The sequence below is a fragment of the Sorangium sp. So ce1014 genome, from assembly GCF_051521505.1.
Lineage (GTDB): Bacteria > Myxococcota_A > Polyangia > Polyangiales > Polyangiaceae > Sorangium.
Genome location: NZ_CP150356.1, coordinates 11,256,503 through 11,271,551 on the forward strand (window position 1 = coordinate 11,256,503; position 15,049 = coordinate 11,271,551).

Annotated in this window: 9 protein-coding genes; 5 read left to right on the plus strand and 4 right to left on the minus strand. The window is 70.6% G+C overall.

Annotated features, from left to right (window positions below):
* Positions 1-7 precede the first annotated feature (7 nt).
* The 4 genes from WME75_RS42465 to WME75_RS42480 all read left to right on the plus strand — a co-directional run bounded on the left by WME75_RS42465 (position 8) and on the right by WME75_RS42480 (position 4,745).
* Positions 8-868 carry a hypothetical protein gene (locus WME75_RS42465; RefSeq protein ID WP_437483134.1) on the plus strand — a complete coding sequence of 287 codons (861 nt, stop codon included), beginning with the start codon at positions 8-10 and terminating at the stop codon, positions 866-868.
* Complete coding sequence (locus WME75_RS42470) at positions 868-2,481, plus strand: carboxypeptidase-like regulatory domain-containing protein (RefSeq protein ID WP_437483136.1); 1,614 nt, start codon at positions 868-870, stop codon at positions 2,479-2,481. The genes WME75_RS42465 and WME75_RS42470 overlap by 1 nt, the downstream gene beginning before the upstream one ends.
* A 28-nt stretch (positions 2,482-2,509) precedes the next feature.
* Complete coding sequence (locus WME75_RS42475; protein ID WP_437483139.1) at positions 2,510-3,379, plus strand: formylglycine-generating enzyme family protein; 870 nt, start codon at positions 2,510-2,512, stop codon at positions 3,377-3,379.
* Positions 3,380-3,503: 124 nt separating this feature from the next.
* Positions 3,504-4,745: a CinA family nicotinamide mononucleotide deamidase-related protein gene (locus WME75_RS42480; protein WP_437483141.1), complete on the plus strand. Its 1,242-nt coding sequence runs from the start codon at positions 3,504-3,506 to the stop codon at positions 4,743-4,745.
* Between the two features lie 22 nt (positions 4,746-4,767).
* Here the strand turns inward: WME75_RS42480 and clpB are convergent, their stop codons facing one another.
* The 4 genes from clpB to dnaN all read right to left on the minus strand — a co-directional run bounded on the left by clpB (position 4,768) and on the right by dnaN (position 12,828).
* Positions 4,768-7,377, minus strand: coding sequence for an ATP-dependent chaperone ClpB (clpB, locus tag WME75_RS42485; RefSeq protein WP_437483144.1), 2,610 nt, complete (start codon positions 7,375-7,377; stop codon positions 4,768-4,770).
* A gap of 223 nt (positions 7,378-7,600) precedes the next feature.
* Positions 7,601-10,099 carry a DNA topoisomerase (ATP-hydrolyzing) subunit B gene (gene gyrB / locus WME75_RS42490; RefSeq protein WP_437495039.1) on the minus strand — a complete coding sequence of 833 codons (2,499 nt, stop codon included), beginning with the start codon at positions 10,097-10,099 and terminating at the stop codon, positions 7,601-7,603.
* A 450-nt stretch (positions 10,100-10,549) separates the two neighbouring features.
* On the minus strand, positions 10,550-11,701 hold the full coding sequence (gene recF, locus WME75_RS42495) for a DNA replication/repair protein RecF (protein ID WP_437483147.1): 1,152 nt from the start codon (positions 11,699-11,701) through the stop codon (positions 10,550-10,552).
* Positions 11,698-12,828, minus strand: coding sequence for a DNA polymerase III subunit beta (gene dnaN, locus WME75_RS42500; RefSeq protein ID WP_437483150.1), 1,131 nt, complete (start codon positions 12,826-12,828; stop codon positions 11,698-11,700). The genes recF and dnaN overlap by 4 nt, the downstream gene beginning before the upstream one ends.
* 760 nt (positions 12,829-13,588) lie before the next feature.
* Between dnaN and WME75_RS42505 the strand changes: the two genes are divergently transcribed.
* The gene (locus WME75_RS42505) at positions 13,589-15,019 is read left to right on the plus strand and encodes a serine/threonine-protein kinase (RefSeq protein ID WP_437483152.1); all 1,431 of its coding nucleotides are present in this window, start codon (positions 13,589-13,591) and stop codon (positions 15,017-15,019) included.
* Positions 15,020-15,049 lie beyond the last annotated feature (30 nt).

Below are 15,049 nucleotides of genomic sequence, written 5' to 3' on the forward strand. Positions count from 1 at the left end.
TGCCGAAATGTCCGCCAAAAGCGCCGCCACGGCCACGGCCCACGAGGCCGTGATCCGGGGCTCTGACTCGCCGCTCGAGCGGCAGATCGTGCACTACGCCCGCTTCGGGGTGCCGCTCGCGGCGCTCGTCGGCGCCGGCGTCGCGGGGCTCGTCGCCGGGCCGCCCGCGGCGATCCTCGTGCTCGCCGGCGGCGCGCTCGTCGCCGTGATCGCCATCTTCTGGGCGAGCCTGCGCGTGCTGCTCGGGGAGACGCCGCTGAGCGGCGCCGACGCGTACGCCATCGGCGCGCCGCGCGCAGAGGAGGAGCAGAAGCAGGCCGTCCTGCGCGCGCTCAAGGACCTGGAGTTCGAGCGGAGCGTCGGGAAGATCAGCGACGAGGACTACGCCGAGCTGGTCGCGAAGTACCGCGCCGAGGCGAAGCGGCTGCTCCGCGTGCTGGACGCCGACGCGCAGCCGCGGCGCGAGCAGGTCGCCGCGCTCGTGGCGAATCACCTCCGGCGCGCCGGGCTGCAGGACGACGGCGGCGTGGACGCCCCGGAGCTGGGCGTGGACGCGGCCGCGAGCGCGCCGGAGGGCGCCGCCGCGGAGGCCAGGCCGGCGAAGCGGAAGCGCGTCGGGGCCAAGCAGCCGGAGCAGGAGCGCGTTCCGGAGCCGGCGGCGGACGGCGAGAGCGACGTGGCCGCGGCGACGGAGGAGCGCGAGGCGGCGCTGGCATGCGCGGTCTGCGGCACGCTGAACGACGAAGACGCCGTGTTTTGCAAGAAGTGCGGGACGAAGTGCGCGGCCGGCGCGCCGCTGGCCGATCAGGTTGCGACGGACGAGGCCGTGGCCGGCGGCGACGAGAGCGACAGCAGGAGGGCGTTGTGATGCGCTGGACCAGGTACACCCCGCTGGCCGCGATCGCCTCGCTGAGCATGACCGCCGCGCACCCGGCGCAGGCGCAGCCGGCTGCTCCGGCCCCGCCGGCGGCGGCGCCCGCCTCGGCGCAGCCCGCGGCGGGCAAGACGGCTTCCGCGCAGCCCGCGGCGCCCAAGCAGGATGCGAAGACGCCGGCGCCGAGCGCGGCGAAGCCGCCGGCGGGGGCCGCGGCTGCCGGAAGCGCGAGCCCCGCTGCAGCCTCGACGGCTGGGGCGGACGCGGGCGCACCCGGCGCCGCGGGCGCTCTCCCGCCGGGCCATCCCGAGGTCGAGCAGGAGCTGCCTTCCGGTCACCCGCCCGTGGGGAAGCCTCCCGCGAGAGATGCGGCATCCCGGCGCGCTTCCGAGCAGGCGACCGGCCTGTTCGAGGCGCCCGAGGACACGGCCCGGGAGGACGCCGCCCTTCCGCCCGGCGTCCTCGTGCTCACCGTGCAGGACGCGGACGGCAAGCCCCTCCCTCGCATCCCGGTCGACGTCGACATCATGCAGAGCTCGGTGACGAAGGGCGACTCGCGCGAGCGCGTGAAGCGAGAGACGGACGACGCGGGCACCGTCCGGCTCGAGAACCTCACGATCGGCGGCGGCACGAGCTACGGCATCTCGGTCACGCGCGACGGCGGCACGTTCTCGCTGCCGCATTTCGGGCTCAGCGCCGAGGCCGGCAAGCGCGCCGTGCTCCACGTCTACGAGGCCACGCCGGACGTGAACAACCTGATGGTCGGGACGCAGGGCATCATCTACCTCCAGCTCCGTCAGGACTCGATCTCGGTGGAGCAGCTGTTCCAGGTCTACAACCTCGGCCGCGTCGCCTGGCTGCCCAACGAGACGTTCGCCCTCCCGCCCGACTACAAGGCGTTCAACAAGACCGAGAGCATGGACGAGGTGCGCTTCGAGGAGGTCAAGGGCACCGGTGCGGCGCTGCGCGGCACCGTGAGCCCCGGCCGGCACGAGGGCCAGTTCCGCTGGCAGGTCCCGCTCAATCTGGAAGAGCGCCAGACGATCCGCATCGAGCTGCCGCCGCGCATGGCCCAGATGCGCGTGATGGCCGAGGCGTCGAAGTCGATGACGCTGAACGTCGCCGGCTTCCCGGCGGCGCAGCGCACCCAGAACCGGGACGGCAAGAAGATCCTGATCACCGAGAGGCAGGGCACCCGCGTGGAAGGCGGGCTGAAGATCATCGAGATCACGCTCGGCGGGCTGCCGACGCCCAGCGTGGGCCGGTGGATCGCGCTCGTCCTGGCCGGCGCCGCCGTGATCGGCGGGGCCGCGATGAACCTGGTCCGTCGGCGCGACGAAGACCGCGGGCCCGACGACGAGGAGCGGCGAGAGCTGATCGAGGCGCGCGACGCGCTGCTCGACGAGTTCGTCGAGCTCGAGCGCGCGCGGAAGCGGGGCGACGTCGGTCCGAAGACGTACGACCGCGTCCGGGGGGCGCTCCTCGACGCGCTCGCGCGCCTCGTGGCCATGATTGAAGCGAAGCCGGCGCACGGGAAGGCCGCCGTCTCACGCGAGCCGGCCGGGGCGCGGCGGAAGGCGGACGCTGCCGGCTCGCCGCCCCCCTGAGGTGGGGGCAGCACCGGACGCCGGAGCGGTGGCCGGCTGGAAGGCCGGTCTCGCTGCGGGCGCAGCCCTGCTGATCGTCGGCATCACCGCGCTGGCCCGCCATCGCGCCGGGCCGCCGGCGCGCTGCGCGCCGGGGATGGTCGCGCTCGGCCCGCGGTGTTGCGGCGAAGGCCAGCGCCTCGAGGCTGGCCGCTGCGCCGGCGCGCCGACCCGCTGCGGCGCAGGCCTCGCGCCGACCCCCGCCGGCTGCGTCGCGCCGAGCGCGACCGTACGCATCTCCGCCGGGACGCTGCAGCTCGGGCCGAGCGACTGGGAAGCGCAGGGCGTCGTCGAGGCGCGCGAGGTGTTCGTCCCGGCGTTCGCGCTCGACGCGTTCGAGGTCACCGAGCAGCGCTACGCCGCCTGCGTTGCGGCCGGCGCGTGCGCCTCGCTGGCGCTGCGCGGTGAGCCCGGCCTTCCGGTGACGGGGATCACCCTGGAGGAGTCCGCCCGCTACTGTGCCTTTGCGGGCGGGGCGCTCCCCTCGCGGGATCAGCTGGCCTTCTCTGCGGCGGGCCCCTCGAGCCGGCGGTACCCGTGGGGAGACACAGGCGCGGTCTGCCGGCGCGTCGCCTTCGGCTTGCGGGCGGGCCCGTGCGGATGGGGCGCGACGGGCCCGGAGCTCGCCGGCTCGCGCCCTGACGGCGCCGCTTTGCACGCGGGCGGGCGCGTGTTCGACCTGGCCGGCAATGTCGCCGAGTGGGCGGCCCCGGATCGGCCCGAGGACGGGTTCTCGGGAGCTCACGGCGGATCGTGGGCCGACGAGGCAGCTGCGGCGCTCCGCACCTGGAATCGGCAACTTGTTCCGGTACTCACGCGTTCGCCGGCTCTCGGCTTCCGGTGCGTCTATCCTCCTTGAGCGCACGCCGCGCCCCTCGCGCGCCGCGTTGGAGGGGGAGAGGGGACGAGAACGACGACCGACCTCAAAACAGTCCGGAAACGCGCTCCGTTCGCTCCGGATTGAGTTACAGTCCCGCTTCCCAATGGCTGTCGCGCTTCTCTCGATCGGGACCGAGCTCACCCGCGGCGAGATCCTCAACACCAACGCCGCCTGGCTCGCTGCCGAGCTCACCGCAGCGGGCTTCACGGTCAGCGAGTCCACCACCGTCGACGACGACGTCGATCACATCGCCGCCGCCGTCCGCCAGCTCGCGAGCGCGCACCGGCTGGTGATCGCCACCGGCGGTCTGGGTCCCACGACGGACGACCTCACCCCGCTCGCCGCAGCGCGCGCGACAGGCACCGACCTCGTGCGCGACGACAGCACGTTGCTCGCCATCCGCCGCCGCGTCGAGAGCCGTGGCAAGACGATGAACGCGGGTCACGAGAAGCAGGCCGAGGTCCCTTCCGGCTCGGAGATCCTGCCGAACTCGTCCGGCACCGCGCCCGGCTTCGGGATCCACCTCGGCGAGTCCACGGTCTTCTTCCTGCCGGGCGTGCCGCGGGAGATGAAGAGCATGTTCACCGAGCAGGTCTTGCCGCGCGTGCGGCCGGCCGCTCCGAACAACACCTTCCAGGTCCGCCTTCGCACCTACGGTCTGCCCGAGTCCGCGCTGGGCGAGCTCCTGAAGGGCGTGGAGGAGGCCTATCCCGGCATCACGCTTGGCTACCGGGTGCATTACCCGGAGGTCGACGTGAAGGTCCACGCTCACGCCGCCACGCACTCGATGGCGCACGAGCTGGCCTTGAGGGCGACGGCCGAGGTCCGTGAGCGGCTCGGCACGGCCGTGTACGGGGAGGGGGACGACGCCTTCCCGGAGATGGTCGGGCGCTCCGTGCGCGCCCGCGGCTGGCGGCTCGCCGTATCGGAGTCGTGCACAGGCGGGCTGATCTCTCACCTGCTCACGAGCTACCCGGCGAGCGACTACCTGGTCGGCGCCGCGGTCACGTACGCGAACAGCGCCAAGACGCGGCTGCTCGGCGTCGCCGAGGACACCCTGCGCGGCCACGGCGCGGTGTCGGCCGAGGTCGCCGCCGAGATGGCCCAGGGCGTCCGCCGCCTCTGCGAGGTCGACGTCGCCATCTCGGTCACCGGCATCGCCGGACCGACCGGCGGCACGGCGACCAAGCCGGTCGGCCTTTGCTACTGGGCTGTGTCGCACCCCGGCGGCCTCGTCGTGCGCGACCGCGTGTTCTCGGGGGATCGCGAAGAGGTCCAGCTCGGCGCCGCCTACGCCGTCCTGGACCTCCTCCGCCGCATCGCCGGCAATCTCCCCGAGCGCTGACGCGGGCGCGGGCTGACGAGCGTCAGTTCGGCGCCGCGCGCGTGAACGTGAGCGCGCCGCCCGCTCGGTCGATCTGCACCGTGTCGCCCTGCTTGAGCTCGCCGCCGAGGATCCGCTTCGCGAGCTCGTCCTCGATGCTCCTCTGGATGGCGCGCTTCAGCGGCCTTGCGCCGTACTGCGGATCCCACCCCTGCTCGATGAGGTAGCCCTTCGCCTCCGACGAGATGGTGAACAGGAGCCCCCGCCGATCCAGGCGCTTTCGCAGCAGATCGAGCTGGATATCGACGATCTTCTCCATCTGCTCGCGCTCCAGCCGCCGGAACACGATGAGATCGTCCAGGCGGTTCAGGAACTCCGGGCGGAAGTGCCTCCGCACCTCCTCGACGACGGCCCTCCTCACGAGCTCCGCCTTCTCTTCTGCCGGCAGGTTCGCGCGCTCCTCGATGGCCGCGGCCGCGGGCGTCCCGAGGTTGGAGGTCAGGATGATGATCGTGTTCTTGAAATCGACCGTGTGCCCCTGTCCATCGGTCAGGCGCCCGTCGTCGAGCACCTGGAGGAGCGTGTTCCAGATGTCCGGGTGCGCCTTCTCGATCTCGTCGAACAGCACCACGCTGTACGGCCGCCGGCGCACCGGCTCGGTGAGCTGGCCGCCCTCCTCGTAGCCGACGTACCCGGGCGGCGCGCCGATCAGGCGGGCCACCGCGTGGCGCTCCCCGTACTCGCTCATATCGAGCCTCACCATGGCCCGCTCGTCGTCGAAGAGGATCTCGGCGAGCGCGCGCGCGAGCTCGGTCTTGCCGACGCCGGTCGGCCCGAGGAACAGGAACGACCCGATCGGCCGCCGCTCGTCCCCGAGGCCTGCCCTCGATCGCCGGATGGAGTTCGACACCGCGCGGAGCGCGTCCTCCTGCCCGACGACGCGGCGGCGCAGCTCGTCCTCCAGGCGCAGGAGCTTCTGCATCTCGCTCTCGAGCATCTTGGACACGGGGATCCCGGTCCACTTCGAGACGACCGCGGCGATGTCCTCGTCGGTGACCTCCTCCTTCAGATAGCTCTCCTTCGACTGCACCTGCGCGAGCGTGGCGCGGATCGCCTCGAGCTTCTTCTCGATCTCCGGGATCCTGCCGTAATGGATCTCCGCCGCGCGCCCGAGGTCGCCGGCGCGCTTCAGGCGCTCCTCCTCGAGCCTGAGCTCCTCGATCTGCGGCTTGAGCTGGCGCAGCTCGGAGATGAGCTCCTTCTCTCGCATCCACTGCGCCCGCATCGCGTCGCGCTGCCCCTGGAGATCGGCGATCTCGCGCCGCACCTCGTCGAGGCGCGCCTTGCTCGCCTTGTCGCTCTCGCGCTTCAGCGCCTGTTCCTCCATCTGCAGCTTGAGCAGATCGCGCTCCACCTGGTCGATCGGCGTGGGCAGGCTGTCGATCTCCATGCGGATCTTCGACGCCGCCTCGTCCACGAGGTCGATCGCCTTGTCGGGCAGGAACCGCTCGGTGATGTACCGATTCGACAGCACCGCGGCGGCCACGAGCGCTGCGTCCTGGATGCGGATCCCGTGGTGGACCTCGTACTTCTCCTTGAGTCCTCGCAGGATGGCGATCGTGTCCTCGACGCTGGGCTGCGCGACGAGCACCTGCTGGAACCGCCGCTCCAGCGCCGCGTCCTTCTCGATCCGCTTCCGGTACTCGTCGAGGGTGGTCGCGCCGATGCACCGCAGCTCGCCGCGCGCGAGCGCGGGCTTCAGCATGTTGGCCGCGTCCATGGCGCCCTCGGCCGCGCCGGCGCCCACCAGCGTGTGGAGCTCGTCGATGAACAGGACGATGCGCCCGTTCGAGCCCTCGATCTCCTTGAGCACCGCCTTCAGCCGGTCCTCGAACTCCCCGCGGAACTTCGAGCCTGCGACCATGGCGGCGAGGTCGAGCGCGGCGACGGTCTTGTCCTTGAGCGACTCGGGCACATCTCCCGCCACGATCCGGTGCGCGAGGCCCTCGACGATGGCCGTCTTGCCGACGCCGGGCTCACCGATGAGCACCGGGTTGTTCTTTGTGCGCCGCGAGAGCACCTGAATCACGCGCCGGATCTCCTCGTCTCGGCCGATCACCGGATCGATCTTGCCCTGTCGGGCGAGCTTCGTGAGATCGCGTGTGTACTTCTCGAGCGCCTGGAACTTCCCCTCGGGGTCCCGGTCTGTCACGCGCTGGTTGCCGCGCACGGCCGCGAGCGACGCGAGGAGCTTGTCGTACGACAGCCCGGCTCGCTCGAAGATCGACTGGATCTCCTTGTCGGCCTTGGTCCCGGCGAGCAGGACGTGCTCTGTCGAGATGTACTCGTCCTTGAGCGCCTTGGCCTCGTCCTCGGCCTTCTGCAGCACCGTGAGCGCGCGCCGCGACAGGTTCGGCTCGGCGCCGCCGCTCACGCGAGGGTAGGTGTCGATCTTCGCGTCGAGGAGGCGCAGCAACCCTGCCGGGTCGGCGCCTGCCTTCTGCACGAGGGGAGCGCCGACGCCGCCATCCTGGCCGACGATCGCCCGCACGATGTGCTCGGGATAGAGCTCGGGATTTCCCCGGCGGCTGCCGAAATCGACAGCCTCTCGTATGGCCTCTTGGGCCTTCGTCGTCATTCGCTCGATTCTCATGGCCCCTCGAAGCTAAGGCGCGTGCCTTGGCTAGCAAGGGGCCGACCAAGCAAGCGGCTTGCCAGAGATACCGAGCGGACGCATCCGGTGATCGATGCAGCGCCAGCGCCGCGTCAACCCCAGGTGCGCGCGACTCGCGCGCCGGGCCGCCGCGCGCCCGGCCGCTGCGCGCGGGGCGCAGCAGCCGCGCCGCGCGCGCAGGAACCGCGCGCCGGATGCAGGATCAGATGTCGAGGTTCTTCACGTTGAGCGCGTTCTGCTCGATGAAGTTGCGCCGCGGCTCGACCTGATCCCCCATGAGGATCGTGAAGAGCTCGTCCGTCTTCACCGCATCGTCGATGCGGACCTGGAGGAGGGTGCGCGCGTCCGGGTTCATCGTCGTTTCCCAGAGCTCATCGGCGTTCATCTCGCCGAGGCCCTTGTAACGGCTGATCGCGATACCCTTCTTGCCCCGCTCTTCGATGTACTCGACGAGCGTCTCGCCGTTCTCGATGGTGTCCTCACCGCTCGAGGTGCGGGCCCGGTACGGGGGCGCGCCGATGGACCGGAGGTCCTGCTCGATCGACCAGGCCTCCTGGTACTCCGGCGAGTTCACAAGATCCCAGTCGATGACGCTCCGTCGAGCGCTCGCGCCGGGCCGCGGAACGACCTCGATCCGGCTCGTCCCGTGCTCTGTGTCCCGGGGCGTCGCCAGCGTGAGCGGGAACAGGTCCGGATAGCGCTGCTTCAGGTAGGCCCGGAGCTCGTCGGCGGCCGCGGCGACCTTCTTTGTCTCCCGCAGGTCGTCGCGCCCGAGCCCGCTCGACCTCAGCACCGCGGCCACGATCCGCGCGTCACAGCGCTTGTCGATGTTGGACAGCACGGCGCGGAACCGCTTCAGCCGCTGCGCGAGGCGGTAGAGCGGCTGGCCGAGGATGCCCGTCTCCGCGCCGCAGGCGACGATCTCGAGCCCGTCCACGGCGTTGCCCACGAGGAACTCGTCCAGCGCGGCCTGGTCCTTCAGGTACAGGTCGCGCTTGCCCTTGCGCACGCGGTAGAGGGGCGGCTGCGCGATGAACAGATACCCCTTCTCCATGATCTCGGGCATCTGCCGGAAGAAGAAGGTCAGGAGCAGCGTGCGGATATGGGAGCCGTCGACGTCGGCGTCCGTCATCAGGATGATCTTCTGGTAGCGGAGCTTGTCGATCTCGAAGCCGCCGGCGTCGTTGATCCCGCAACCGAGGGCGGTGATCAGCGTGCCGACCTCGGCGGAGCTCAGCATCCGGTCGAGCCGCGCCCGCTCGACGTTGAGGATCTTGCCCTTCAGCGGGAGGATCGCCTGGAAGTGCCGGTCGCGCCCCATCTTGGCGCTGCCGCCGGCGCTCTCGCCCTCGACGATGTAGATCTCGCTCTTCTCCGGGTCCTTGGACTGGCAGTCGGCGAGCTTGCCCGAGAGCGACGTCACGTCGAGCGAGCCCTTGCGGATCACCTCGCGCGCCTTGCGGGCCGCCTCGCGCGCCTTCGCCGCGACGACCGCCTTCTCGATGATCTTCTTCGCGCTCTGCGGGTTCTCCTCGAAGTACTGCCCGAGCTTGTCGCTGACGGCGGCCTCGACGATGCCTTTGACCTCGCTGGAGACGAGCTTGGATTTCGTCTGCGAGTCGAACGACGGGTCCGGGTGCTTGATGCTGAGCACGCACGTCAGGCCCTCGCGTGCGTCCTCGCCCTGCAGGCCCTGCTTCAGCTCCTTGAAGAGGTTGTGCGCGCTCCCGTAGTTGTTGATCGTCTTCGTGAGCGCGGCGCGGAGCCCGGTGAGGTGCGTGCCGCCGTCCCGGTTGTGGACGTTGTTCGTGTAACAGAAGATCGCCTCCGTGTAGGAGCCGTTCCACTGCAGCGCGACCTCCACGCCGACCGGCGGCGCCCCCGGGCTCCCGCGGCCGTTCGTGGCCTCGCTCCCGGCGCTCATCTCATGCTGCGAGATGAAGCTGATCACCTCCTCGTGAATCGGCTCCTTGGTCTTGTTGAGGAGCGCCACGAACTCCGCGATGCCGCCCTTGTACTCGTAGGCTTCCGCTCTTCCGCCGGGGCGCTGGTCGTCGAGGTGGATGACGAGCCCGGCGTTCAGGAACGCGAGCTCGCGCAGGCGGCTCGCGAGGATGTCGAAGCTGAACTCGACCGCGCTGAAGATGACCGGATCGGGCCTGAAGGTGATCTTCGTCCCCGTCTTGTCCGTCACGCCGATGGGCTTGAGCGGCGCCCTCGGCACGCCTCGGGCGTACTCCTGGAACCAGAGCTTTCCCTCGCGCTTGATCTCGACCTTCAGCCACTCGGAGACGGCGTTCACGGCGCTCACGCCGACGCCGTGCAGGCCCGCAGAGACCTTGTAGCTGGAATTGTCGAACTTGCCGCCGGCGTGGAGGACGGTCATGACGACCTCTGCCGCGCTCACGCCCTTGGCGTGCATCCCGACCGGGATCCCGCGGCCGTTGTCCTCGACCGACACCGAGCCGTCGAAGTGGACGGTGATCCTGATCTCCGTGCAGGCGCCGGCGAGGTGCTCATCGACGGCGTTGTCGACGGCTTCCCACACGAGGTGGTGCAGCCCCGATCCGTCATGCACATCGCCGATGTACATGCCGGGGCGCTTTCGCACCGCTTCAAGGCCTTCGAGCGCCGTGATGCTGTGGGCGTCATACGACGCCTTGGTGAGGTCGGTCGGCTGGCTCAGGGTGGGTTCCGTCATCATCGGTCCTGGTGGCGCGCCCGCCGCCTCTCACCGGGGGCGCAGAGCGGCGGAGGCCGCTCGGATTGCCGGAGTTCTTGCAGTGGAGGGGCCGGCTCGATCGCAGCTCGTCAGGTGGGACCCGGGTGCCGCGGCCGCGGCGCCGGATCGGTTCCGAGGGCACGAACGATCATGCGCGGACCGCTCGTCGATGCCCCGTAAAGACTGCGGAAATGTAGCCGAAATCAGCGGCTCGGGCAAGCGTTTCGCCGAGTCCGGAAGCCTCGTAACACCGTATTTTCAGCGCCCGGCGCGGGCGCGTCCGGAGCGCCCCAACTCGTGGCCTGTGGGCGGGCGATCAACGCGTCTGGCGGCGGTCATGGCGGTCGCGGCGGGGGACCTGGCGCGCGCGCCATCCGCCCTTCAGCGTCCGCTCGGTGGACGCAGACGCCCGCGCGCCCGCGACGCACGTCAGCTGAGCGCGCCGCCTTCGACGTGAAAATCGCGCCGCTCCGACGACGCGACGCCCGGCGTGACGATGAGATCGCGCCGCGTGGTCGTCAGGAACACCTGTCCACGCGCCATTCCGAGGAACGTGAACAGCGCGACCGTCCGGTCCGGGTCGAGCTCGCTCGACACGTCGTCCAGCAGAAGAATGGGCTCTACGCCCCGGACGGACGCAATGGCAGCGGTCTCGGCCGCCTTGAGCGAGAGGGTGAGGGCCCTGTGTTGCCCCTGGGAGGCGACCACGCGGGCGGGGTGGCCATCGAGCTCGAGCAGCAGGTCGTCGCGGTGGGGACCGAAGCCGGCGCTCGGCCGATGGGCGTCGCGCCGGCGGTGCTCGCGCAGCGCCTCGCGCGCCTGCTCGGCGTCGCTCGTGCCTCCCGGCGCATAGCGGGCCGCCAGGATCAGGTCCGGCGCGGCGATGCGGGTGAAGGCGCGCGTGAGCTCCGGCGCCAGCGCCTCGACGGCGGCCTCGCGGGCGCGGGTCAGCGCCGCGCCGTGGACGGCGCAGAGCTCCTCGAAGGCGTCGAGCTCGGCGCCCGCCTGCGTGGACCCGCCCCCGCCGCGGTGGAGCAGCTCGTGGCGCGCGCGGAGCGCCTGCGCGTAGCGGGCGCGGTGGTCGGCGCTCTGCGGATCCATGAAGAGCGCCAGCCGATCGAGCAGCGTGCGCCGCGCGCTCGCGGGCCCGGTCGACAGCGCGAGCTCCTCCGCGTGGAACGCGACGACCGGCGAGCGCGTCGCGAAGCTCGCCAGGCTCGGGGGCCGGTTGCCGTCGATCCGCACGACGCACCGCTTCTGCTCCACGGCGGCGGTCTGCTCGCGCCCGAGGGGCGGCAGCGCGTCCCGTCGTTCGACGAAGCGCGCCCGCGCGCTCGTGACGTCGGCGCCGTGGCGTACGAGCTCGGCCATGCGGTGGGTGCGGAAGCTGCGCGAGGTGGCCGCGAAGTAGATCGCCTCGAGCAGGCTCGTCTTGCCCTGACCGTTGTTGCCGGCGATCACGTTGAGGCGCGGCGCGGGCTCGACGTCCACGCGGCCGAGGTTCCGGAACTCGCGGATCTGGAGCCGCTCGAGCAGCAGGCTCGGGAGGCGTCCCTGGAGCTCGTCGGGGGGCGCGCTCAAATCCGCATCGGCATGATGACGGCGACGTAGCTCTGCTGGTTCGACTCGCTGCCGGGCCGGAGCACGGCGGGGTCGAGCTCCCCGGAGATGCCGAGGACGACCTCGTCGTCGTCGATGGAGGCGAGGACGTCGAGGAAGTACTTGGCGTTGAAGCCGATGGTGACCTCGGGGCCGTTGTAGTCGACGGCCAGCTCGTCGAAGCCGGCGCCGGTGTCCGGGCTCTCGCTGGTGATCCGGAGGGTGCCGGGCGCGATCGACAGCTTGACGCCGCCGGTGCGGTCGTTGGCGGCGAGCGCGATGGCGCGGAGGGCCTCGGCGAACGCGACGCGGGGCGCGCGGACCGAGCGCTCGGTGACCGAGGGGATGACCTGCTGGTAGGGGGGGAACTGCGCGTCGACGAGCTTCACCGAGAACTGCATCCCGGCGATGTTGAAGAACGCGTTCGGCCCGCTCTGGGTGATGGCGACCATCGGGGTTTCCTTCTCGGCGCGCGCCTCCTCGGCGAGGCGGCGGAGCTCCGTGATCGCCTTGAGCGGGATGAGCATGGTGGCCGTGGCGGAGCTGCCGGAGACGGTCGCCTCCATCTTGGACAGGCGGTGGCCGTCGGTGGTGACCATCCTGACGCGGTCGCCGGCCCACTCGAACAGGGCGCTGTTGACGTGCGCGCGCGTCTCGTCGGTGGAGATCGAGAAGTGCGTCCTGGTGATCAGGAGCGCGAGCTGTTCGACGGGGAGCTCCAGCGAGGGCGCGTCGTGCGCCGGGACGGGCAGCTGCGGGAACTCCGAGCCGGGGAGGCCGGGGAGCGTGTAGCGCCGGGGCGATCCGACGGCCTTGAGCGACGTGTGCGCGCCCTCGGTGGTGGTGATCTGGATCGGGCCATCGGGCATGGCTTTCACGCGCTCGAGCAGGTCCCTGGCCGGGACCGCGACGGTGCCGCCGGTCTTGATGTCCGCGTGCGTCTGGCCGGTGACCCCGATGTACAGGTCGGTCGCGGCGACGCGGACGGCGTTGCCCTCGGCGGCGAGCAGGACGTTGGCGAGCGCCGGCATGGCGCTCTTCTTGTCCGCCACGCCTTGGCAGCGTGCGACGAGGCGAAGCAGATCTTTCTTGGGGATCACAAGGTCCATAGCCGACTCCAGAGCAGCTCCCTTTAGCAGGGTTATCGCCCGGGCGTGCCTCGGAAATGAGCGCTCCCGTGACCTTGCGGGACGCCTCTCTCTTCCATGAATTAGATAAATTTAAGACAACGTCTTCGTCGTAGGCGCTGTGGAGGGCGGGGATAACCCAAATTGCTCAATAAATACGACCAGTTGGAAGCGTGTGCCCTGGGGTAAATGGACCGTGCTCAGGGGTAGGTGGACAGGGGAGAGCTGGCGGGCGGCGTGTCTCCCCCGTTTTGCCCCCAGGGTTCCCGACGGGGTTATCCCCAAGATCTCCCGGGGTGGGTTCGGGAATGTAGAACCGAGCGCGGCGGGGCACGTGTTGACCTGATGCGCTGTGCAGTTCCGAGCAGCACCCGGATGGAGTATTGCAAAATGTACGGACTTGAGTTCGGTGCGGTGCATCCACTGCGGTAACCACCACGACGGTGCGGCGGTCGTGTGTCCGGCGACCGGGCTCGTGATTGCGTCGTCGGAGGCGCCCTTGTCGTCACGCGGGGGTGGGCGGGCTGGTGCGGCTCCGTTGCAACCCGTTCCCCGCCCAGCTGCGCTGCCGAGGGCGGCGGCACCCGCATCGAGCGGAGTTGCGCCCTCGAGGGGAGCGCTGCCCTCGGGGGGAGCGCCGCCTTCATCGAGGGCGGCGCCCCCATCGCCGAGGGGCTCGCCGGGGGCGGGGTCGAGCTCGGCCACGCGCAGCGCGCCGCCGCCGCGTCCCGAGCAGCGCGCCGTGGCGTTGCGCGCACGGTCGCTTGGCGGTGCGGATGACGCGCGGATCGAAGCGTGGCCGGGGAGCAATGTGGCGGGCGCGTCGTGGGGGCGCTCGCTGCTCGGCCACGTGATCGGCGACAAGTACGGGGTCACCGCCATCATCGGGGAGGGCGGCATGGGCGCGGTCTACGAGGCCGAGCACCTCCAGATCGGGCGGCTGGTTGCTGTCAAGGTGATGCATCCGCGGGAGATGCAGAAGCACGAGGCGATCTCCAGATTGGAGCACGAGGCGCGGGTCGCGGGGCGGATCGGTCATCCGAACATCTGCGAGGTCTACGACATGGGGTGGCTCTCTGACGGCAGCCCCTACCTTGTGATGGAGCGCCTGCACGGTGAGACGCTGGCGCAGCGTCTCGAGCGCTGCCGGGTTGTGCCGCCGAGCGAGCTCGTGGACATCATGCTTCAGGTGCTCTCGGCGCTGGTGACGGCACATGAGCGGGGGATTGTCCACCGTGACCTGAAGCCGGAGAACATTTTCCTTTCGGAGCGTGCCGGCATGCTGCCGGTTGCCAAGCTGCTCGATTTCGGCATCTCGCAGGCGTCTGGCGTCGATGGGATGGCGATGGATCTGACCCGCACCGGCATGGTGATGGGCACGCCGTACTACATGGCGCCCGAGCAGGCTCGGGGGGATGTGGAACTTGATCACCGACTCGATCTATGGGCCGTGGGCGTGATCCTCTACGAGGCGCTGACCGGCCAGCGCCCGTTCGTGGCGCGCAATTACAACGCGCTGCTCGTCCAGATACTGACGCTCTGGCACCGCCCTGTGACAGAGCTCGATCCGACGACTCCGCCCGGGCTCTCGCGCATGGTGGATCGTGCCTTGGCGAAGGAGCGCGAGGAGCGTTTCCAGAGCGCCCGGGAGTTCCAGAAGGCGCTGCGGCGGTTCAAGAACCAGGTCCCTGTGTCGCAGAAGCGCCGGCTGGAGGGCGTTGCGGTCCAGAGCATCGTCGAGGATCGGAACGACGATGGGACGATGATGTTCGCGCGGCTCGGGGGCGAGCAGGACGCCGGCGAGGCTGGTCGATTCGTCGTCGGGGGCGCCCGCCCTGAGCCGGAGGCGGCGAGGAAGGGACATCGAGTGACGGACAGCGGCAACGGGGTCCAGCTGCGTCACAGTGCGTGGTCGCCACCGGCGATCGGCGCATCGAGCGACCGGGGCGCTGTCCGCAGGCGGAGCGAGCCGGTCGCCGAGGTGGTGGACGGACAATCCCGGGACGACGAGGCGGAAGATCGTCCGACGATCCCGTCGCTGCCCCCGCTCGATCGGTGCACGGATTTCTCGGAGGATACGGAGGCGACCCTGGTTGATCCGCCTGCGTTCCCGGAGGACATGACCACCGTCGTTCGGGGTGAAGGTCGCACGCGAGGCGGCGGCCAGAGCTGACCGCGGTGTGGAGCGCAGAAGCGAGGTGAG

Coding starts and splice junctions, on each gene's coding strand:
- WME75_RS42465 (WP_437483134.1), top strand. CDS start 8: ATGTCCGCCAAAAGCGCCGCCACGGCCACGGCCCACGAGGCCGTGATC.
- WME75_RS42470 (WP_437483136.1), top strand. CDS start 868: ATGCGCTGGACCAGGTACACCCCGCTGGCCGCGATCGCCTCGCTGAGC.
- WME75_RS42480 (WP_437483141.1), top strand. CDS start 3,504: ATGGCTGTCGCGCTTCTCTCGATCGGGACCGAGCTCACCCGCGGCGAG.
- clpB (WP_437483144.1), bottom strand. CDS start 7,377: ATGAGAATCGAGCGAATGACGACGAAGGCCCAAGAGGCCATACGAGAG.
- gyrB (WP_437495039.1), bottom strand. CDS start 10,099: ATGACGGAACCCACCCTGAGCCAGCCGACCGACCTCACCAAGGCGTCG.
- dnaN (WP_437483150.1), bottom strand. CDS start 12,828: ATGGACCTTGTGATCCCCAAGAAAGATCTGCTTCGCCTCGTCGCACGC.